Source organism: Desulfobulbaceae bacterium (genome assembly GCA_015231515.1).
Lineage (GTDB): Bacteria > Desulfobacterota > Desulfobulbia > Desulfobulbales > VMSU01 > JADGBM01.
In genome coordinates this window covers 1-22,165 of sequence record JADGBM010000026.1, presented here as the reverse complement: position 1 = coordinate 22,165, position 22,165 = coordinate 1, and the positions used below count along the sequence as shown (strand labels likewise).

The window sequence follows — 22,165 nt, the reverse complement described above, 5'->3', positions numbered from 1 at the left end:
AAATTTGAATCAAGGATTAAAAGGGTCTCATCTGCCAAATCCCGCAAGGACAGGTGTCTGCACAATAGCCGCAGGCGATACATTTACTATCATCAGAGATATACTCATAGTCGTTAACCTCTTTTAGCTCGCGGCGCTTGATGGCATTGGTGGGGCATATGGTTTCACAAAGGTGACAGTCCCTACAGGAGCCGCAACTCAAGCAGCGGTCGGCCTCTTCTTCCGGAGTTCCATCAGTAGGTGTCGGGCAGTAATGCGCAAGAGTCAGGTTGGTAATGGAGACCACGTTTTTAGCAAAAGGCTTCCACTCTCTGCCTTCAATATCTGCAATAATGGCTTCAGCGGAATCTTTGCCGGCGCCAAGTGCGTTTGTGGCGAGGCCAGGTCGTTTAACATCACCAATTGCAAATATTTTCGAATCAGAGGTTCGGCCGGCGTTATCCGTTTTTATCCAGCTGGCCCCGCCAACATTAAGGCATTCTATCGCGTCAGGAAGAAAACCAAGGCGAGGCACGTCGCCTATTGAAATGATAACGGTGTCGGCGGGATAAAGGGTTCCGGAATTATCAATCAAGCCTTCATCGGTGACTTCCTTGGTCATGACTGGCCATTGGAAGGTCGCGCCCAGTTTTTCGGCAGCTTCTTTTTCTTTACCAAAGGCAAGAGGCTTTTGAATATCTACCAAGGTGACTTTCTCTGTGCCAAGGCGATAGGCCTCACAAGCGACGTCACAGCCAACATTACCTGCACCGATAATCACTGTTTTTTTACCAATTTTCATCGGTGTATCAGATTTTGCTGACTTTAAAAAATCCAGAGCTGGTATTACTTTTTCATGGCCCGGAAAAGGAATGCGACGGGGTTCGTGGGTGCCAACAGCGATAACAATATAGTCAAACTCTTTTTTAAGTTGAGTAAACTTGTCGCTGTCCATATCAACGCCGTAATTAACATGAATATTAGGCATGCTCACGAAACGGTCGATTTCGGCCTGCCAGGAGGCCAGAGGCAACCTTTCCCAAGGAATCACCTGGGCAAGTTTACCGCCCAGTTGTTGGTCTTTCTCGAAAATATGGGCCTCAACACCAGCCCGGGCAAGTTGATAGGCTGCGTTTATGCCACCAGGGCCACCGCCAATGATGGCAACTTTCTTACCGACAGGCGCTTTTGTATTTGGTGCAGGTACGTTTAAAATTGATCGACCGAGAAGGGCAACATCGATTGGTTCGTCAACAACCTGCCGAGAACAGTTTTCCATGCAGAGGTTGGGACACACGGCCCCGCAAACAGAGGCGGGGAAGGGGGTATACTCCATGATCAGTTCGTAGGCTTCCTGAATTTTACCTTCACGGAGAAGTCTGAGCCTGTCTATTGTCGGAATATGAATAGGGCAATAAAAAGAACAGGGAGCAGACGTTTCCTTGTTTGCCCAGTAGGGAGTCTTTCTGCGGAGATCACCTGTTTCAATAAGACCAATTGGCGACCTGTCGAGACCGGGCGCCAGGTCGCGAAGAGGGTCTCCACCACCAAAACCCTTATCCCAGACCTTGGCCCTGAACTCCTGCATAGGCATAGGGCCGCTGAACATCAGGGCTCTCTCTTGCGGGGTAATGCCCATCAGTATTTTCCATTCATCACGAATGGAAAGAGTGGCGAGCAGATCTGAGTGGCCAATGGTATCAAGGTACTCAGGCATACGATCCATCAGCCATTGCCATTGATCGTCGTCAGGGGCGATCTCTTTTACATTGTTTTTAGAGTACGAGTTGTCTGTCTCTCCACGAAAATATATCCAGCCGCCAACCATACCGACACAGGGGCGGTAGCCAAGAATGTTTTTCGACTTCGGATTAACACCACAAACAATAGCGATACCACCACAGTTAAATTCAGCAAAGGTGTCACCAACGGAACCAAGAACCCATAGTTGTGGGCGGTTATAATCCGGATTCCATTTAGTCATGGTAAGCGCTCTTGAACCAAGAGAGCCTTTAACCATAACACGTCCTTCCGCCATGGCATTACAAACACCATTGGTTGCATCACCAAGAATTACTATGTCAGCGCCAATATTAAGGTAACCAACGTCGTCAGAGGCAGGACCGTTACTTATAATAGTCGTCCCCGGACGCCCCATGCAGCCTAATCGCTGGCCAACCGGACCGCTTATGTTTATGAGAACCGGTCCTTCGGCACCGACAAGTCGGCCGCCGACATTATGCTGACCGTAAGTCTCCAGGTTAAGAGTCGTGGATTGTTTGAATGCCTGCTGAACCAACTTTTCAAAGTCTTGAGAGCTGACTCGAAGACCGTTTTCGTCTAAGCCTTTTACCGTGATGGCTTTAGTATTCTCGCCTTTCACTTGCATACTCCTTTGGGTATATTTTTGAAATTAACAGACATATTTAATTTGCAGTTTATCAGCAACATCCTTGTCTGCTATTCCAAGAGCATCTGACATGCCGATTGGTAAGCATTGAGATCGGCCGAGAGGCGCCATGATTTTTTTCATTTCAATTCGAATGCCGGAGAAAACATCAACGACTCGCTGTGCTACATCATCTGGATTAAGTCGTCGATATAATTTAGGGTTCTGGCTGGTAATACCTTTAGGGCAAATACCAACATTACAGACATTGCAACGGTCTTTCTCACTGCCAAGGCAGCCAGCCGCAGCCTGCATAATGTACTTGCCGATATGCACGCCAGAGGCACCAAGCATAATGAGAGCCATACCATTTTGCGCAACATTTCCATTTTTACCGACACCCCCGGCAGCAAAGAGAGGGATCTCGTTTTGCTTGCCCTGGGCTACTAGGTCAAGATAACATTCACGAAGATTAGAGGCTATCGGATGACCAGTTGCCTGCATACTGATGTTATAGGCGGCACCTGTACCACCATCAACACCGTCTATAAGCAGAGCAGCTGCATAGGGATTACGAACCAGATTGTTTAAAACAGATTTAGCTGAGGTTGATCCTGATATTTTGGGATAAACCGGGACTTTGAAATCCCAGGCCATTGAAAGTGTCTGAATCATCTTCATTACACTTTCCTCAATTGAATACAGCGTCTGGTGGACAGGAGGTGACGGCAGATCGACTCCTTGAGGCACTCCGCGTAATCGAGCGATGAGCTGGCTGACCTTGAACCACATGAGAAGTCCGCCATCACCAGGCTTGGCGCCCTGACCGTATTTTATTTCAATAGCTGCAGGTTCACACTGCATCTCTGGAATTGCACGGATAATCTCATCCCAGCCAAAATAACCGGAAGCGATCTGTAGAATGATATATTTTAAAAATTTACTTTTTAAAACCCAGGGAGGGCAACCACCCTCACCGGTACACATTACGACTGGTATCCCCAGAACTTCATTGCAATAAGCGACACCCTGCAAGAGACCGAGCCACATATTAGGTGACAGGGCTCCAAAGGACATTGAGCCGATAATGAAGGGGAAGATCTCACGGGTAGGAGGAATCCACTCACCGGTTTGCTTGCGCCTCAGGTACTCTTCTGGTGAAAGAATACGGCCAAGAATGGTGTTCAGATAGAACTCATGCCGCCCGGCATCAAGGGCAGGGTCAGTGAGCATTGAGATTCTATTGAACATGATCTGATCAAGGAGGCTGGAACGGTCATTACGTCGACCGCCACGTTTTGCCGCGTCGAGTTTCTGGTAACTATGGAAACGGGCGCGTTCGTCATTGGCGTTTGGCTTAGGGCCAATGGCTTCATTAGGGCAAACCATGGAGCACATGCCACAACCGATGCAACGATGGTCGAGGTCGGTTTTTTGACGAATTCCCACAAATGTTTTGTAGTCACTGCCACGTTTTTTCTGAAGTATATCCAGACGAGGCATTCGTTGACGTCTATAGGTCAGCTGAAGGCACTCTTTGGGGCAGACAGACGTGCAACGCCCGCACAACTGGCATCGGTCTTCGCGATGCTCAATTATCCAGGGAAGATCGTGGTATGTTAAGCTGCTTGGTGTAGAGGGAATGGATCGAATTGAGACCATATCTTATACTCCTTTCGGTCAGGTGGAACAATAATACTGTTTTCGCGCATTGGTTGAAAATCAAGAGATTTGTCTCGTTCGGGTATCATTGCATCAACACCGCACATTTCAGAGGCCAGGGCCCATTCTCCAGGATTTCCGCCTATAGTAGCCGGACGTAATTTCTTGGAGTCCATGCACATGATTGTTGTTTCATCGGGTAAGGTACCCATAACACAGTTTGGTCCGTCGATAATTAAGCGTCGGCAGACATCCCTGAGCCCTTTCAAGAAGTCGCCCTGAGGATGATTACTCAGTTCAACGGAATTTAGAGGAGTAATGACATGCTTGTATGCCTCTAAAGGTAATTTAAGTTTACGAATAACGTAGTGAAGAATGTGGGCAAACACCTCTGAATCACTTTGGTATCCGGTGTATCCAGGCCAATGCACCCCGGACAGATACTCTTTGATTGGAATAAAAGCGGTGTTTTCACCATTGGTCATTGTGGCAATACCCTGAACAAAGAAGGGGTGGCAGGCATAAAGATTAATGCCATAGTTGGTGTTCTGACGGCCCTGTGCCATACAGATTCGAGAGGATATTCTGTTATCGCTCAAGCGAAGGGCGTCGCCAATAGTGAGTGGCCAGCCAACTTCTTTGATTATGGCAACGTCAGGCCAGAAACCAAACACGGTCAGGTCTCCGTTATTTTCTTCGCCGTTTTTACGCAGTGCCAGTCGGGTGAGCATGAGTTCCTGGTCAATTTGTTCCTGCGTAAAACTGTCCCAACTGCTAGGGGTATTGTAGACGCGGACGAAGTACTGGTGCCGATCTTTGGCTTCGACAAGCGAAAAGTCGGTGTCAAACTCGTGGTCGTATTTAAGTGTGAAACCTTTGTCCTGCATGTAATCGTTAAGTCGATACAGGGCACTTTCAGTATGAGCAATTCCTGAAAGTATTGGATCGCCAGACTTATATTTATAGTCGGCAAAGGTCACACCTCGAAGCAGAAGTCCTAAACCGCTGCCGTCATATCCTTCCTGCATGGCCTCCATTGCCTGAAGTACCGAGTAGGGAGAGAATGGCTCAGATGCTGTCTTCATTGCAAGACGACACATAGTGGGTTCTCCTGTGGAAAATAATGTTTTATATTGAACGACAAAGGCACGATACGGCTCTATTAACGTGGGTCAGCGTAGTCGTGCCTTTTTGTGAAGCCTTCAGTCTAATAGCTAAAAACTTCTATATTTATCCTTTAAGATGTGAAACAAGGTCTTGAATAGATTTTTTTGCATCACCAAAGAGCATCATGGTGTTGTCCTTAAGAAACAGTTCGTTTTCTATTCCTGCAAAGCCTGGATTCATGCTTCGCTTCAAAACAATAACGGTTTGTGCCTCTTCGACATTGAGAACAGGCATGCCAAAAATTGGACTGCTTTCATTGGTTTTAGCGGCCGGATTAACGACATCATTAGCACCAATGACAAGAACGACATCAGTTGAGCTGAAATCGTCATTAATATCCTCCATGGCAAAGAGCTGGTCGTAGGAGACATCGGCCTCAGCTAAAAGCACATTCATGTGGCCAGGCATTCGTCCTGCGACTGGGTGAATTGCATATCGAACCTCAACACCTTCTTCTTCGAGATAATCACCAAGTTCACGCACTGCGTGCTGAGCCTGTGCCGCAGCCATTCCGTAACCTGGCACAATGATAAGTGATGTCGCATTTTCAAGAACGGTTATAACGTCTTCAATCTCGTAGCCTTTAACCGAACCGCCAGGACCATCCGCAGCTGCCTGGGCGGCACCTTCAGAAACTGTCCCAAAGGCGCCAAAAAGAACATTGGCCAGAGAGCGGTTCATGGCCTCGCACATGATCATGGTCAGAAAAATTCCTGATGCCCCAACAAGTGAGCCGACAATAATCAAGGCATTATTGTTTAGGGCGAACCCTGTCATGGAGACCGCAACACCGGAGTATGAATTAAGAAGTGAAATAACGACCGGCATGTCGGCGCCACCGATTGGTATAACGGATAATACACCCAGCAATAGAGAGAGACCTATGACCAGGTAGAAAAATGTAATGTTTGTTGGATCTTGGTAGATCATGACAGAAAGGGCGACAGTGGCAAGGACGATCAGGCCGTTAACAAACTGTTGACCTGTGTAGGTAATAGGCTGGCCGGAAATAATGCCCTGAAGCTTAGCGTAGGCAATGATTGAGCCGGTAAAGGTCAATGTGCCGATAATCACAGATAAGAGCAGGGTGGTCATTGAAAAGCCGCCGATCTGGGATACCATGCCGGCGCCGTATAGATCACCTTTCAGCTGGAACTCAGAAAGTGCAACCAAAGCGGATGCCGCACCGCCACACCCGTTAAAAAGGGCAATCATCTCCGGCATTGAGGTCATCTTAACTTTTATAGCGGAATATGCACCAATAATTGTACCGATAATAATGCCGATTATAATGAACTTGAATGATAGGCCGGATACCATTAAGGTTGCGATAATCGCCAAGCTCATACCGCTCATTGAAAGTTTGTTGCCAAGTCGTGCTGTGGCTGGGGAACTCAAGTTTCTCAGCCCAAGCATGAAAAGAATAGCTGAAATTAAATATGTAAAGTTAATGAAATTTTGGCTTAACATTAGAAAACTCTCTTGTGTAGAATTGGTTGTTCTGTGAAAAGAAGATATGTGTTGTTTTTACTTAGTTACTTTCTCTTTCTTTTTGAACATCTGTAGCATGCGGTCGGTTACCATGTAACCGCCAACAACGTTAATTGTTGCAAAGATAACAGCTAACATACCGATAATTGAAGTTATATTCATCTCCTTTGCATTGCCGGCAGCCATTAAAGCACCAAGTATAGCGATACCTGAAATAGCATTTGAGCCGGACATCAAAGGGGTGTGTAAAGTTGGCGGAACCTTTGAAATAAGTTCAGCACCGGCAAACAGCGCAAGAACAAATATGTAGAGTCCTATGAGTATGGAGCCGTCCATGTTAGTTTCCTCCTGCTTCTGACATGATTTTCTTGGTCATGGCATGTATTATCTCGCCGCCCATCGTAATGATAGAGCCAGCAGTGATTTCGTCTTTCATGTCCATCTTAAAGCCTTTTTCATCTGTAAGGTGGACGAGAAAGCGCTCAATGTTTTTTGAAAACATTTGACTTGCGTGAAACGCCATTGAGCTTGGCAGATTGGTGTTACCAATAATCAGTACACCATGCTTAACAACGTCCTTACCCTTTTCAGTCAGTTCACAATTGCCGCCCATCTCTGCAGCAAGGTCGACAATTACAGAACCAGGTTTCATTGATTTGACATGGGCTTCAGTAATCAGAATAGGTGCTTTTCTGCCTGGAATAAGCGCAGTCGGAATGACGACATCAGATTTAGCAATATGCTTGGCAATCATGGCAGCCTGCTTCTGCTTGTAGTCGTCAGACATCTCTTTGGCATAACCGCCTTCACCAGCACCACTTTCATCACTCTTAACTTCAAGGAATTTTGCACCAACACTCTTGACCTGCTCTTTGACCTCGGGGCGAACGTCGGTAGCTTCAACAACAGCCCCCAGTCGTTTCGCAGTTGCACAGGCCATGAGCCCGGCAACACCGGCACCAAGAACCATAACTCGGCACGGTGCAACGGTACCAGCAGCTGTCATAAGCATTGGGAAAAATTTGTTGATTGAGGCCGCAGCAAGAAGAACAGCTTTGTAACCGGATATGGTACTCATGGAGCTTAAGATATCCATACTCTGAGCAAGAGTTGTCCGTGGAATTACATCAAGTCCAAAAGAGGTGATCTTCTTTTCGTTAAGTTTGTTGATCAGGTCTGGGTGGATAAAAGGTTGGATAATAGAGATCAGGGATTTATCCTCGCCGTATGTTTCAACTTCTTCAATGGTTGGCGGTTGAACCTTTATAAGTGTTTCAGACATACTGGCAAGTTTTTCAAGAGATGGCTCTATGGTTGCGCCAATTTCTTCGTACATGCTATCAGCGAACCCGGCTTTATCGCCTGCACCACTTTCAATGCAAATGTTGAAGCCGCTTTTTATGAGCCGTTTCACGGAGTCGGGGACAATCGCGACTCGATTTTCTCCTGCTGTGGATTCTTTCAGGACGGCAATGTTCATTTATTTTTCCTTGAAATTTAAGAGTTGTGGTGGTCAGAAAACCTTATCCGGACGTTCTTATCGTATACGCCTTGCCATGTCAAGGAAAACCATGAGCATTGAGAGCAAAAGATGGTACCAAAAACCCTGGCAAGGCCCGTCACAGAGTCCATTTCCCCCGATGATCAGAGCGAAAAATTGATTTCTGCAAAGTTGAAAAAAATTGAGGGCCTGATATCTCTTCAGCCCCTAAAGAAGAAAGATGGCTGGTGTGCATTTGGCAATCAATAAAATCAAAATCCCACAGGGCAAGCTTTTGCGAAAGGGCATAGAGTGCCGCCTTCGAGGCATTGCTCTTCGTAGCGAACATTGATTCGCCAAAAAAAACGCCGCCCAGTGAAATCCCATAAACGCCGCCAACGAGTTCACCTTTATGCCACGATTCAATTGAGTGTGCATAGCCACGTTCATGCATTGTGCAATAGGCCGCCCTCATCTCTTTGGTAATCCATGTTGAATTCGATTGACCAGCGCGTGGTTTTGAACAGTTGTTAATTACCTCACTGAATACCGTGTCTGCGGTAATAGAGAATGCACCTTTTTTGAGTTCTCGGGCCAATCGTTTGGATAAATGAAACTTGTGGGGCTGCAGGATCAGTCGTGGGGTAGGGGACCACCAGAGAATCGGTTCACCTTGGGAGTACCATGGGAAGATTCCCATCTGGTAGGCCATGAGGAGCCTTTCCGGTGATAAATCCCCTCCTATAGCGAGCAGACCGTCTTCACGGGCAAGCTCAGGTGGGGGGAAAAAAATAGAGTCAGAAAGTTGAAAAACGGGCATCTGTCCTTCGTGGGCTGGTTGACGTCGTTGTTACAAATAGTAGCCTGAATCGTTCGCTGATAAGGCTGTAGAGCATAATTGATTGGTGAGGTTGTGACAAGGTCTTCGTGGGCTGCTGCTGATTTCTTACCTTGTCTGGTTTGGTGTGGTTCTCGACAGGTTGTTGTCCGGAAGTGTGGAGAAAAATCCGATTTCGCGGAATGTGACCCTGGTTTTGGTGTGGTTGGGGGTGAAAAAAAACCAGATCGTTGTGACTCATGTTCTGTGCCGAGGATATTGTTGTTTTGGTATTTGTTGCAATATCAGATAGGTAGCGCCTTGCTGGGGGCGGAGTGTCGAGTTGATGGTTACGTGGCGCGCTCCTTGCAGATGAAATGGTGCAGAGTGTAATCGGTTACGATGTCCCTCGACATGTCAGAGAGCAGAATGTTCATCAGTTAATTGGAAAGAGATCGCAAATGATAACCAAAGACAAAATTAGACAGGCATTATCGATTTTGATGTTGAGCCCAATCTATTTCAAATTGGACCTCTCTGCCCGGCATGCCCTGGTAAAAGAATACTGTTACCGTTATTACAACACTGAGAAGTAATCTCCCTTCCTTCTTTTTCTTAAGGTGTTCGCTTCCCCCTCCCCTTAACCAATTGGTTTCTTCTGTATTTTTTTTGTAAACATCTGACAATCAAGTCCGGAGTTTTTGTAGACCACAGTTGACGGCAACTCCTTGGACTTGAAAGCCATAGCGCCACAGCCGTAGGGATGAGCTGGTTCATGGGTTATGAAAAAATGACGACAGCCAAAGCAGTTAGGTCGAGTGGTCTTTATAAGCATTGTTTTTTATTTATGGATCAGATGGTTCCAGAAAACCTTATATACCTTGCAAGAGTCCTTGATTGGCTTGAAATGAGATGACGTGTTCCCGGCAAGATAAAGTGTTCTAATTGGGTGTTGGCGTATTGGAATATTGTTTTTTACAGCTATAAGAAGCATTTCCATCTCGAAATCATATCCGGTTGCCTTACAGTTTTTCGTGTGCGTGAGTAATTTTGTGCCCACTCCTCTTAATCCTGTTTGTGTGTCAATAATTTGAATCTTTGATACAGACTGAAAAATAAGGGCAGATAACCAGTTACCTAGTTGGCTACGCCATGGAACAACTTCTGCGCTGAGTTGACGTACTCCTAGGTGTAACGAATTTGAGTCATTTTGCATGGCTTTGACCAGCAGAAGAATATCATCAACATGATGTTGCCCATCGGCATCAGCTGTTACTACACCAACTTGTGCATTTGAAAAGTGAGTTTGCCAGTATTCAAATCCTTTTTTAAGCGCCGCACCTTTCCCAAGGTTTTGTAAATAGGTGACCAAATGAACGTCATAATTAATTACTTGATTGAACATGTCATTATACAATGGCGCTGACCCGTCATTAACAACGATAATCTCTAAGTTGTCTGATTTACCCCTAAGGCCCTCGACTGTCTTTACGAGTTCCGGACCTGGTTGATATGCTGGAATTATTACTGAAACTCTATTCATTTGCTTTAAATTAGAAAAGCCTCTGAAGCTTAATGCTGGAATCGCTATTCTGTCCATCTATGTTGATGTAATCAATTTTATAAAACTCTAGGCCTGCAAATTTTCGGTTGGTTATTTTTTCTATCCATTCGGTAACCTGGGGCGATACGTTGTACAAGAGACAATAGTCATATGATGTTAAGTTCCTAAGCAGTGACTCCTCCGTTGCTGGAGCAGAGCTGTAGCTAACTCTAGCGGGTTGAAGGTGGTAAAGTAGACGAAGGCCCAATAGGTTCTCGCCATTTCCAGGAATAACATAAATTTTTACATCAGCGCTGGGGGTAATTTTTTGTATGATTTGATTGGCAATTTTTTCAGACATTGAATCAGGAGCGTCTTGCTCTAATCGTTTATTTCTAGAAACGACCAAAAAAAGTGTGATTAAAAGACAAAAAAACATAATCCATGTGGTTTTAAGGGCTTTTTCTATGGAAAGGTGCCGTCCTAAAGAAGTCACTAATGTAAAGAAAATAATCGCTCCAAGATAGATGTTTACATAGCGAGTCATGCCAAGTGTATGGTCAAAACTCCCACCTACATTAAAAACAATAATTTGCATGAAATAGAGCATTGAAAGGTAGACTAGAAAAAACAAGCTCATTAAAGCGAGTGAAACTTGATAGTCAATTTTTCGAGAAGTAGTCGATTCTCGTATAATATTTTTCCATAAAAAGAAAAGCAGAATGTACCAGAATAAAAAAGGAAGGTTTAGTCGGTCTGCTGGGCCAATAGTTATGCTTTTGATAAATATGGTGAATCCTTGCCAAATAGTCTCGTTAGAAAATATTTTAAGGCTGTTGATTATGCTATGCTTGTTGACTGCAGTTGTGATTTGAGTGAAACCCATTCCATGGCAATAGGATTGCCACGAAAATTTCACAAAGAAAACGCTTCCTGCAATTGCCAGAATAGATGTTGTTATTTTTGCAATATTCCGGGGCGGAACTTTTCTTACAAACATAAAAAAACTTATTGCCAGAAGGGAATAACTCAGAAAGATACCGATTTCTTTCAATAGGTAAAGATGGAGAAGTGGCATTGACATAGTCAGTAATTTTGTCGACGTTTTTTCGGTACTAAAAATGATCCAGAGCATAGCCCCGAAATAGGTGGCGAGTAAGAAATCTGGTGATAATTTGGCTAAAATACTTCCAAATTGCAGGGTTGCTAGAATTATGGTTATGCCGAGAAGAAGTAATGATAACTTTAATCTGTGTGGTTTTGTCACAACAAAAATTGCCGAAAAAAACATGATATTTTGTGCAAAATAGGAGAGTGCTGGAGAGTACTCTCTAGTAACCTTAAAGAAAAAATAGTGTATGAGAGAGGTGCCAGGAGTGTATGAAAGGTGGCGGGGCATGATACTCGTCTGGCTGTCAGGAAAATGATTGGTGATGTGGAGATATTTCCCGATCACCCCCCAATAGACATAGTCGTCAATAACTGAAAATGGCATGTCGATTGTGTAAAGATAGGCGAATACAATGAGCAGAAGATACAAGACTAATTGTGAAGTTGTGATGTCTTTATACTTAAGGGGGGAGCGGATGAGGTGAAAAGCCGAAGCGGCAAAAAAAATATACCCTAGGGTGATTAAAAAATAGCTTCCTGTCTCCAGTTGGTTGGTTAGCCCAAGAAGAAAAAGTAATACCCCTAGAAAGGATACACTGAAGAAAGGGGCAAAGCGAAATGGTATATTAAATAATTGCCTGGAGGCGAATATGTACCCACCAAGACAGGTTGTAGTTAAGAAAATATTTATCATATGGAGAGTTGTTGGCTTTTAGAAAATAATCAATGCAATACAATGCAATGCAATACAAAGCGCTACATTTTTAGTTGTTACCTTTAATAAGAAATTTGGCTCCTAAATATGCGTTATGTATGTACAGCTTGCACTCTTGCCATGACTTAATTTTTTGAAGCTGTTTCAGCAGAATTGCAGGACGCCGGTAAAACCTGCTGTACATTTCGACTTGCTTTTTAAGCATAAACTCCTTGGTTAAGCCGTGGGGCACGAAAATGGGGGTCCAGTAGTTAAGGGAAAGCCAGTCGTCCTCTTGATAGTCACCATACTGTTTTGCAAGTTTATAGGATTCGGTTCCGGGAATTGGCGTGTTTATTGTGGCGATAATGTCGGTCAGGGGTATGGAAAGGGCGAATTCAATAGTGTCTTGAATAGTTTTGGGGGTGTCAATGTGGTGTCCGATGATAAAAAAGCCTGACACTTTAATTCTTAATGAGTTGCTCCAATTTGCCACATTCCGGACTTGTTCAAGAGTGATACCCTTCTTGATAAAATCGATAACTTTCTGGTTACCACTCTCAATACCAATTCTAATTTGCCAACAACCATGGTTGGACATGAATTCCAAAGTTTCGAAGTCAAGGTTGTTTACACGTGTCATGCAGGTCCAAGGGAAATGGATATTGTCTGCATCGAGAAGCTCGAAGATTTTTCGTAGTCTTTTTTTGTCAAGGACAAAAGTGTCATCAAGAAATGCGATTTCTTTGGCACCGTAGGTAAAGATGAGCTGTTTTATCTCATTTACAACATATTCAGCAGAAAAAAATCGTGTTTTCCTGCCAAAGGTATTGTTGTCACAGAATATGCAGTGGTATGGGCATCCTCTGCTGGTGAGCATGTTCATCACTGGCTTCTCTCGATATGCACCAACCGGTGGTTTGTAGATTGAGAGATCTTTACTGAGATGCCGGGCTGGCAATGGAATTGAATCCATGTCCTGAATATATTCCATACGGCCAGTTTTCTGAATGCCGTTTTCTAAATAATAGAGATTTGGCACATTTGCTAGTTCGCCTTTTTGATGCAGTAAAAAGGATACAAGTTTTGTCAGCGGTGTTTCACCTTCGTGGGTTATGCCATAATCGAATACACCGGTTTGCATAGTTTGTTCAGGCATGGCACTCATGTGAGGGCCACCAATAATAATATGGATGCCGGGAATTGTTTTGCGCAGCATTTCTGCAAGGGAACGTGCTCGGTAGAATCCAACAGTTGTGGATGTTATGCCAACTATCACCCCATTTAATTCTTTTACTTTAGAAATGAACTCTTCATGGGTGACGTTGAGAGATTCACAATCCATTACGCAAACATCTTCGCCGGCTTTTTCTAATGCAGCCGCTAAATAAAAGATCCCCAGAGGCATCTGGTGGCCGCCAATGTCACCAATATCTTTTCCATAGCGTTCGGCACTTGTGATATAAGGATTTACTAGAAAAATCATTTTAGACCTTTTGTGTTGTTTAGGGGGGAAAGCTTTTTAGCATAATGCTCAAGGCCTTTGAGTAAGGTGAAGCGGCCTAAGGGGATGATTTTACAGGGGAAGCTGTTAACGAAGATGGGATTATCGCAGAGCCCTCCGGAAAGATACATCTTTTCAGGTGATCCGGCAAAACGATAGGCGTTAACTGCGATACCCTTGATGAAACTGGCAACAGCGTCAGCGACCGGTGTGCCGGCGATGACGGCGTCAAAAATGTGGCTCATGCCCAAAACCCCGCAGGTAATTGAGAACGTTCTCAGAGGGGCGGCCATCTTTTGGTAATCGAGATTGTAGTATTTCTCAAGCAGCTCTATTGTAAAACCCATGGAGGCACCGCATTCGGTGTTCCAGTCCATATCTTTCAGCACCCCATTCTGCATCGTGATGAATTTGATATCACGGCTGCCGCAATCGAGCAAGACATAATCCTTTTCGTCAATCAGGGCTTCCCCTCCACGTGCCAGGGCGATAAGCTCATTAATATACTCCCCGCAAAAACGCTTGCCGTTATGACCTGTGGCAATGTCGACCGCTATAGTGCTCGGCAGTTCCTTGGTGGGTACAATTGCAGGTTGATTGTCGGGAGAGGAGATGTCCCAGAACTTGCAGTATGATGTGCCGAAATCACCGAGGATCATCGCAGTGCCCCGGACAGTTCGAGAAAGGCCTGGATTTTGGCCTTGGCACTGTTCCCTGTGTGAAAGTCCACATCGACAAAAAGGGCCTGCGGGTGTTGGTCAGCTAAAAATTTCCCCAACGCGGTTTTGGCGCAAAAAGACTGGGCAAAGAAAACGGTTGGGATCTCCGGATTGACGAGTTTTTCCAGTTCTTCATCGGCTGGAGTTTTGTTCTCCATGCAGCGTGTCCAACCGAAGATATGGGTTGAGTCAGGAAAAGGGGCAAGAACGGCAAAGTCTCTGGGCGGGACTCCCCAGAAACCGGCTCGAGCCTCACAAGGCTCCTGTTTCGAAAAAGGCTCTGTTGATTTGACACCCTCGGTGATTTGTAGAAATTTAGCGGTTAAGTCAAGTCTGGTCAGGGAGATCGGGGTGCCATAGGCTGCGGTATCAATGTTTCTGGTGCGGATAACCGGAATGTTTAAGAGCGCTTGGAGTATGGTCGAAACGTGCAACGCACTGTCGCATTTGCCTGGGCCGACATCGATAAAAATTGCATCAAGATCAAGATGCATGGCGTTAAGAACAACGGTACGTAAAATTGCACAATAAACTCTTGGCAGGAAGGGAGAGGTTCCGTCAATACTTTGCGGAACCAACTTGGCGTCTAAGTCATGGATGGTAATCTGGTTGTTGTTGAGTTGCTGGATCACGGCAACGGGGGGCATGCCAACTATGCCAACACTGTTTAATTCACTGAAATCTATATTCATGGTTTGCTGAAAGCTGGTGCAGGCTATTCCTGTCTTCTTAAAAGCCAGAAGCCCAAAGGACAGATGATTAACGGCATGGCCCAGGCGGCAACGATTGGCGGCAGATAGGCGGCTTTGGCCATTGACTGAGAGGTGCTCCACCAGATCCAGGCAGCAAAGGCAAGCCCGCAACTTACCGGAACAGCGAGGGTGAGGTCTCGTCTCCATTTATTGCTGATCAGCAAAATAACCGGAAGTCCTATGAAAATAAGGGGGAGACCCAGAAAAATAAAGGATAGTCGGCTGTGCAGATTAACCATCTCCAGGAGTTTATCTGATTTGGCATCAGTTAAGTTGGAGAACAAGGTGCTGATTGATTGTTCGCTGGTTTTGTAGGTTGGGGCAAAAAAATCTTCCGGTGTTTCTGGCAACGAGACCGTTGTTTGCTCAAAAAGCGTAATCGTGTAGGTGTTGTCAGCCATACTGACAGGTGTTTTTGTCTGGCCGTCATAAAAAGTCCACTTGCCGTCCCATAGAGCTTTTTTGGCTGTCAGCAGCAGCTTTGGTTCGAAGCGGGAAGTCAGCTCAGTGTAGGCAAAGTCAGTGAACGTGTCTTTGCCTTCTGTTGATCGGATAAAGGTGTAAATCCCTTGTTCTCCCCTGAAATATGTGCGGCCCTTCCTGAGAATGCCCTTGGGGATTTTCTGGTGAACCTCCTCATTCCAGATACGTTCAGTTTGAGTAAACGTTGGGGGTAAAATCCATTCAGCGAAACCTAAGGCTGCGAGTGAGACTAGACAGGCAGACAGTAAAAGGGGGCGCGTGATCCGTGAGGTGCTTATACCCCCGGCTTTTAAAGCCATAAATTCATGGTTGTGGTTAAGCAGACCCAGGGTAATAACTCCGGCCAGCAGAATACATACCGGTTGGAGCATATCAATCATAAAGGGGATTTTGAGCAGAAAATATTTTGCGGCAAGGCTCATCGGCATCTTAGCATTCATAAAATTGTCGATGCGCTCAAAAAAATCGACAAGTAAATAGATACTCACTAAAGCACAGACGATCAGAAGTAAGTTCTTGAAAAACTGTTTGATGAGATATCGATCGAGCAGGGTCATAGTTTAGTTTAGCTTCGCATTGCGATAACGATATGGTGCGCTGAGAAAAAACCTAGCACGACCAGGAGTATACCTAAAATATTGGACATTCCCAGGTAAAGGACTGCCTCTCTCCACTGCCCGATTTTCAGTAGTTGGGTTGTCTCCCGCATAAAGGTAGAAAAGGTTGTGAAGCCGCCAAGGACGCCAGTAAAAAGAAAAAGCCGCATTTCCGGACTTAAGTGGGAGCTTTCAAAAAGGCCCCAGAAGAGGCCGATAAGAAAAGACCCGAGCAGGTTAACACTCAGCGTTCCGACTGGAAACGTAAGGCCGGTGAGGCTATGCACTCCGATAAATAGGCCATGCCGGAAGGCTGCACCAATACCGCCACCGATCATTATGAGTATGATTTTTATCATAAGCATGACACTTGAGGTAAACTGCTGTGAAAAAATAGTTTTCCTATGGCCTTGAGGCAGGTACTATAAAAAGGTTCGAGTCGCGAGCGTAATTATAGAGTTGTGAGTAATTTTAAAACTTGCCGCTAAAGCCTCAAACTTTGCTTTTTAATTTAACCGGCGGGCTGACGCAAAACTATGACAGCGATTGTTCAATGTATTCCAATATCGGCGGAACCACCAGGCCTTCATGACAACAGTGCCGATATCGACCGCCTGAAAAGGGCTGTGGAGGAGAAAACAGGCACTGGGCGACTTGTTGTTCCTATGGCTCAGGTCACTACTGTGTCACGCCGTTTTCGTCAAGCTAAATTTTCTGGTTCTGCCATTGTCAATGAGCGTGAAGGGCGGCTGGAGCTGGTTGATCTGCTCTCTGATCTGCCGGATGTGCTGCCGGCAATGGCGCTTGATTTAGGAACAACTCATCTTGAGGCGACGTTGATTGACCTTTTTACTGGGAACCGTCTGGCCTGGGCCAATAAGGAGAACTCTCAGATTTCCTGTGGTGATGACATTCTCAGCCGAATTCATTATGCCGGGCGTGCTGATGGTCTCAATGATCTTCATAAAAAAATAATTCGTACGATAAACGAGTTGGCAGGTGAGTTGGCAAAGTCGGCGGGCGTGCCTGTTGACCAGATCAGGGGCTTAAGTGTGTCCGGCAACCCCACCATGATCCATTTTTTTCTGAACCTTGACCCCTACAACATCTGTCGAGAGCCATACATACCTGTTATAAATGCACCAGACAGTTTTATGGCTGGAGAATTGGGCCTTTTGGTCTCAGCTTCAGCGCCGGTTATTATATTGCCAAGCGTTGGCAGCTATTTTGGCGGAGATCTCATCTCTGGGATTTTATCGAGTGGTATGGATACTGGCGACCAGATATCCATGCTGATTGATGTCGGTACTAACGCGGAGGTTGTGGTCGGCAATAAGGATTGGTTGATCGCCTGCGCCGGAGCCGCCGGGCCGGCACTTGAAGGCGGGGTCGCAAGCATGGGGATGCGGGCCGGGCCGGGCGCTATAGAGCATATTTGTATTGATCCGTCGACCAAAGAGGTGGCATATACGACCATTGCTGATGAGCCGGCGCGTGGGATATGCGGTTCTGGAATTATTGATCTGGTGGCGGAGCTTTACCTTGCCCAGATTATTGATCTGCGGGGCAAGTTTCGAGCCGGTTCGGCTCCGGGGCGGCTCTATGTGGCTGGTGATACACCCACATACACAGTTGTAGCAGCTGAACATTGTGCTGGGCACAAAGCTGTGGAAATATCCCAGGTTGATCTTGATGCAATGATGCGCTCCAAGGCAGCCATGTACGCAATTTTAACTACCTTGCTTGGGCAGGTTGGTTTAAGTTTTTCCGATCTGGCCAGGATTTACGTCGCCGGGGCTTTCGGCCGGCATATAGATCCTGGGAAGGCTGTTACACTGGGGATGTTACCGGATCTGCCGCTGTCCACCTACGAGGCGATTGGCAATAGTTCTCTGGCCGGTGCTGAGCAAGTATTACTGCATTCTTCAGCAAGAGAGCGCTGTCAGATGATTATGCAGAAAATCACTTATGTTGAACTCAACGTGAACCAGGAGTTTATGATGCGTTTTTCCGGATCAAAATTTATTCCTCATACGGATAGCTCACTGTTCCCTTCAGTGCCGGTATTTGGTCGATAGGCCTGCCGGTGTTTGGGGCAGGTGGCCGACAGTCTGCGGCCGAATATTTGGTTGCATTAATAAATAATGTTATGGTAGTGTTTTTTTCATTGTGCGCAGTCCCTTGGAATAAGCAGGGACTTTTTTTATGTGGGTCTGTTTGGCCCGTGAAAAGAGTGCAGCTGAAGTTTGTCAGTTCCTCTTTTTTTGACTTGGTATGTCACGGACTATGAGCCTTAAAAAACTAAAAACCAGCAGCCGTAGGTCTAAGCTTACACTCCCCAAGAAGACTGCTAAAGAGCGTCTCCGTGAATTTTGGGCAGTTTTCGGAAAGGATGATGAGGTGATCGTCATCATCAATGCTGACCCTGATGCCTTGGCCTGTGCGATGGCCGTGAAAAGACTTTTGCGCTATAAAGTGAAGAGTGTTGTTGTCGGGTATCCCAACGAGATCAGAAGGCTGAGTAACGTGGCTATGGTCGATCTTCTGAAGATTCCAGCTGAACGTTTGCATACTCTTGATCTCGAAAAGTACACAAAGTTCGTTCTTCTTGACTCTCAGCCTTTTCATCTTCCAGCTTTTGAAAATATTCATTTTGATGTTGTTATAGACCACCATCCTATCACCAAGGGTTGGGAGTCGCAGTATGTCGATATCAGGCCTGATTATGGAGCAACTGCTTCGATGATGATCGAGTATTTACGGGCTGCCAATATGAAGCCCGCAGTGGCAATGGCAACGGCGCTCTTTTATGCCATAAAAGTTGATACGCATAACTTTGAAAAGCGGGCCAATCTGGCTGATGCTATCTCCTTTCGATACCTTTTTAATCTTGCAAACCATAACATGGTCCGTAAGATTGAATTGTCGGCTCTGCGCCCCTCCGAGTTGAGTTATTTTCGTACAGCCCTGATGGACATGAAGATAAGCCAGCGTCGACTCTACGTCCATGTCGGAAAGGTTCGCAGTCCTGATATTCTTGTTATTATTGCCGACTTCTTCAACCAGGTGAATAAAGTTGCCTGGGTCTTTGTTTCGGGCATTCATCAGAAGAAACTGGTCGTCATCTTTCGATGTGACGGCTATAAAAAGAATGCTGGTAAACTGGCCGAGAAAATTTTTGGCCCTCTTGGTTCTGCCGGTGGCCATCGTGATGCTGCCAGAGCAGAAGTGCCATTGGAAAACCTTGACAAGGCCGACCAGGATTTTAAGACAACAACCTTGATGCGTCTCTCCAAAAGGCATTTATGAATCTCAAACCGAAAGTTCTAGCTATGGTCTTGGCCGGTGGTCGGGTCGATGAACTTAACGTTCTCACCTATTATCGACCTAAATCTGCAGTTCCTTTTGGCGGTTTTGCCAGGGTTATAGATTTTCCCTTGAGCAACCTGATGCAGTCGGGACTTGAACGGGTTGCTATTCTCAGTCAGTTCAGAAGTTTTTCCTTGATTAACCACATCGGCAGCGGCGCCGCCTGGGATATGATTGGCAGGTATCGCGGCATATCTATTCTGCCTCCTTCAACAGGGCATGCCAGTTCAAACTGGTATCGCGGTTCTGCGGATTCTGTGTATCAAAATTTCGATTTTATCAAGTATCATGCCCCGGAGGTGGTTGTTATTCTTTCTGGTGACCATGTCTATAATATGGACTACCAGGAGATGATCCGATATCACAGGGATAAAGATGCTGATCTGACCATTGCCTGCCTGGAAGTGCCAATCGAAAAGGCGCATCGATTCGGGGTTGCAAGTATTGACAGTGAAGACGGCCAGATTGGCGGACGCATTGTTCAGTATAAGGAGAAACCTGAAAAACCTACTTCCAACTGGGCCTCGATGACTATATTTTGTTTTAAGCCTGAGGTGTTGTATCGAACTCTGGAGAGCAATATCCGAGAGGATACCTCTTTTGAGTTTGGCCGTGATATTATTCCACGGGTGATGGCTGAGCAGAGAAAGGTGTATGGCTTTAAATTCTATGATTATTGGGGGTACACTAGAACTATCGAAGAGTTCTGGCAGACGAATATGGATCTGTTGGGGAGTGAGCCTAAAATTGATCTGAAGCGCCGGGGAATCCGCACAAATCTTGAACATAGAGGGATTCGTGATTTTCAACCGCTTAAGCTTGGCAGCCAGGCTCAGGTGCAGGATAGTTTGATTTATAATGGCTGTGTTATTGACGGTACAGTGGAACGATCGATTTTATTCCCCGGCGTGCATGTGAAAAAGGGTGCTGTTGTTCGTGACTCGGTTTTGTTTTTTAACAATGTCGTGGGTGAAAACGCGGTGCTTGATAAAGTCGTTAGTGATGTTAATACTGTGGTCGGTGAAGCAGTGAGAGTTGGAGAGAGTGGGCCGATTCACGATCGGCAGGCAACGGTCGTGGGATGGAACAACCATGTGCCGTCTGGTGCTGTTATTGGCAGCAACTGTACGATATACCCGGAACTGCCCCCCGAGAAGTTCAATCGAGATATTCAGAGCGGAGAGATAATTCGATGATGCATGTCAATAAAACATTGGTATTGCTCCTTGCCGGCGGGGTGGGCAGCCGTTTGAATATTTTGGTGCAGACCAGGGCGAAACCTGCTGTGCCTTTTGGTGGCCTATACCGGATTATTGATTTTTCCTTAAGTAATGTTATGAATTCAGGCCTGACCAGGGTCGGGGTGCTGACTCAGTACAAACCAATGTCGCTCATGAAGCATTTGGGAACCGGGGCGGCGTGGGATTTCACCGGCAGAATTCGCGGGGTTACGGTCCTGCCCCCCAAAACAGGTTTTAAAGACTCCGACTGGTACAGAGGGACGGCTGATGCTGTTCGGCAGAATATCGATTTTATAAAGGCCCATCCCTCCAAAGAGGTCTTGATTTTATCTGGAGATCATATTTACCAGATGGATTTTGACCATATGCTAGCGGTTCATCGTCGTAAAAATGCCGATATTACAATTGGTATGATGGTTGTGCCTATGGAAGATATTCACCAATTCGGCACAGGAATTGTTGATGACGATGATCGAATTATTGACTGGGAGGAAAAACCCGAAAAACCCAGGACCAATCTGGCCTCCATGGGTATTTATGTCTTTGATACTGACTATCTGCTGAATCTCCTTGAGGAAAACAGAGAAGAAGTTGATTTTGGAATGCACCTTATTCCTAAAGCGATTAGCCGCGATAGGGTTTATGCCTACCCATTTGAAAGCTATTGGCGCGATGTTGGTACCGTACAGGCCTATTGGCAGGCCAATATGGATTTGTTGAGCGATGATTCAGGCATTTCCCCTGAACAGTGGGGCATACGCTCGAATGTTGAGGCTGGAGGCGAGGTGGCCGATCGTTGCCCAGCCCGATTTGCAGCTGGATCGGTGGTTACAAACTCTTTGATTTCGGCTGGTTGTACAATTGAGGGCGAGGTCGTGAATTCGGTGCTCTCTCCCGGGGTCACTGTGGCAGCAGGTGCTGTTGTCAGGGACTCGGTACTATTTGATGACTGTCATATTGGCCAGGGATCTACCATCGATCTGACCATTATGGATAAACGAGTTATTGTCGGGAAGAATGTCCGGATTGGCCTTGGCGATAAAACTGTAGTCAATGGCAAATACCCCTCACATCTGTATAACGGCATTTCTCTGATTGGTAAAGATGCCCATCTTCCTGACGGATTGAAGATCGGGCGCAACTGTATTGTTTCCCCTTTGATTACCCCC

Annotated in this window: 19 protein-coding genes; 4 read left to right on the top strand and 15 right to left on the bottom strand. The window is 45.9% G+C overall.

Going from position 1 to position 22,165, the window contains the following annotated elements:
- Positions 1–16: 16 nt before the first annotated feature.
- From HQK80_06330 to crcB, 15 genes are all read right to left on the bottom strand, one after another.
- A complete protein-coding gene (locus tag HQK80_06330) occupies positions 17–2,368 on the bottom strand; it encodes an FAD-dependent oxidoreductase (protein ID MBF0221831.1) in 2,352 nt (783 codons plus the stop codon).
- A 24-nt stretch (positions 2,369–2,392) separates the two neighbouring features.
- On the bottom strand, positions 2,393–4,030 hold the full coding sequence (locus HQK80_06325; GenBank protein MBF0221830.1) for a 4Fe-4S binding protein: 1,638 nt from the start codon (positions 4,028–4,030) through the stop codon (positions 2,393–2,395).
- Positions 3,988–5,130 carry a glutamate synthase gene (locus HQK80_06320; GenBank protein MBF0221829.1) on the bottom strand — a complete coding sequence of 381 codons (1,143 nt, stop codon included), beginning with the start codon at positions 5,128–5,130 and terminating at the stop codon, positions 3,988–3,990. The genes HQK80_06325 and HQK80_06320 overlap by 43 nt, the downstream gene beginning before the upstream one ends.
- 130 nt (positions 5,131–5,260) lie before the next feature.
- Positions 5,261–6,667, bottom strand: coding sequence for an NAD(P)(+) transhydrogenase (Re/Si-specific) subunit beta (locus tag HQK80_06315; protein MBF0221828.1), 1,407 nt, complete (start codon positions 6,665–6,667; stop codon positions 5,261–5,263).
- Between the two features lie 57 nt (positions 6,668–6,724).
- Positions 6,725–7,024 (bottom strand): NAD(P) transhydrogenase subunit alpha, encoded by a 300-nt coding sequence (locus tag HQK80_06310; protein ID MBF0221827.1) that lies wholly within the window; start codon positions 7,022–7,024, stop codon positions 6,725–6,727.
- A 1-nt stretch (position 7,025) separates the two neighbouring features.
- Positions 7,026–8,168: a Re/Si-specific NAD(P)(+) transhydrogenase subunit alpha gene (locus tag HQK80_06305; protein MBF0221826.1), complete on the bottom strand. Its 1,143-nt coding sequence runs from the start codon at positions 8,166–8,168 to the stop codon at positions 7,026–7,028.
- Between the two features lie 139 nt (positions 8,169–8,307).
- Positions 8,308–8,988: a leucyl/phenylalanyl-tRNA--protein transferase gene (locus tag HQK80_06300; protein ID MBF0221825.1), complete on the bottom strand. Its 681-nt coding sequence runs from the start codon at positions 8,986–8,988 to the stop codon at positions 8,308–8,310.
- 637 nt (positions 8,989–9,625) lie between these two features.
- Positions 9,626–9,820 carry a uracil-DNA glycosylase gene (locus tag HQK80_06295; GenBank protein ID MBF0221824.1) on the bottom strand — a complete coding sequence of 65 codons (195 nt, stop codon included), beginning with the start codon at positions 9,818–9,820 and terminating at the stop codon, positions 9,626–9,628.
- Between the two features lie 6 nt (positions 9,821–9,826).
- On the bottom strand, positions 9,827–10,585 hold the full coding sequence (locus HQK80_06290) for a glycosyltransferase family 2 protein (GenBank protein ID MBF0221823.1): 759 nt from the start codon (positions 10,583–10,585) through the stop codon (positions 9,827–9,829).
- The gene (locus HQK80_06285; protein MBF0221822.1) at positions 10,539–11,819 is read right to left on the bottom strand and encodes a hypothetical protein; all 1,281 of its coding nucleotides are present in this window, start codon (positions 11,817–11,819) and stop codon (positions 10,539–10,541) included. Before HQK80_06285 ends, HQK80_06290 begins: the two co-directional genes overlap by 47 nt.
- A gap of 583 nt (positions 11,820–12,402) precedes the next feature.
- Positions 12,403–13,818, bottom strand: a complete 1,416-nt coding sequence (locus HQK80_06280) for a cobalamin-dependent protein (GenBank protein MBF0221821.1) — start codon at positions 13,816–13,818, stop codon at positions 12,403–12,405.
- Positions 13,815–14,495, bottom strand: a complete 681-nt coding sequence (locus HQK80_06275; GenBank protein MBF0221820.1) for an ATPase — start codon at positions 14,493–14,495, stop codon at positions 13,815–13,817. The genes HQK80_06280 and HQK80_06275 overlap by 4 nt, the downstream gene beginning before the upstream one ends.
- Positions 14,492–15,247 (bottom strand): hypothetical protein, encoded by a 756-nt coding sequence (locus tag HQK80_06270; GenBank protein ID MBF0221819.1) that lies wholly within the window; start codon positions 15,245–15,247, stop codon positions 14,492–14,494. Before HQK80_06270 ends, HQK80_06275 begins: the two co-directional genes overlap by 4 nt.
- 23 nt (positions 15,248–15,270) lie before the next feature.
- Complete coding sequence (locus HQK80_06265) at positions 15,271–16,347, bottom strand: LptF/LptG family permease (protein MBF0221818.1); 1,077 nt, start codon at positions 16,345–16,347, stop codon at positions 15,271–15,273.
- A gap of 8 nt (positions 16,348–16,355) precedes the next feature.
- Positions 16,356–16,745: a fluoride efflux transporter CrcB gene (crcB, locus tag HQK80_06260; GenBank protein ID MBF0221817.1), complete on the bottom strand. Its 390-nt coding sequence runs from the start codon at positions 16,743–16,745 to the stop codon at positions 16,356–16,358.
- 177 nt (positions 16,746–16,922) lie between these two features.
- Here crcB and HQK80_06255 point away from each other — a divergent pair, with 177 nt between their 5' ends.
- From HQK80_06255 to HQK80_06240, 4 genes are all read left to right on the top strand, one after another.
- Complete coding sequence (locus HQK80_06255; protein MBF0221816.1) at positions 16,923–18,464, top strand: DUF4445 domain-containing protein; 1,542 nt, start codon at positions 16,923–16,925, stop codon at positions 18,462–18,464.
- 196 nt (positions 18,465–18,660) lie between these two features.
- On the top strand, positions 18,661–19,695 hold the full coding sequence (locus HQK80_06250; protein MBF0221815.1) for a DHH family phosphoesterase: 1,035 nt from the start codon (positions 18,661–18,663) through the stop codon (positions 19,693–19,695).
- Positions 19,692–20,951: a glucose-1-phosphate adenylyltransferase gene (locus HQK80_06245; protein ID MBF0221814.1), complete on the top strand. Its 1,260-nt coding sequence runs from the start codon at positions 19,692–19,694 to the stop codon at positions 20,949–20,951. Before HQK80_06250 ends, HQK80_06245 begins: the two co-directional genes overlap by 4 nt.
- The coding region (locus HQK80_06240) for a glucose-1-phosphate adenylyltransferase (protein MBF0221813.1) at positions 20,948–22,165 on the top strand (1,218 nt) is incomplete at its 3' end. The genes HQK80_06245 and HQK80_06240, both read left to right, overlap by 4 nt.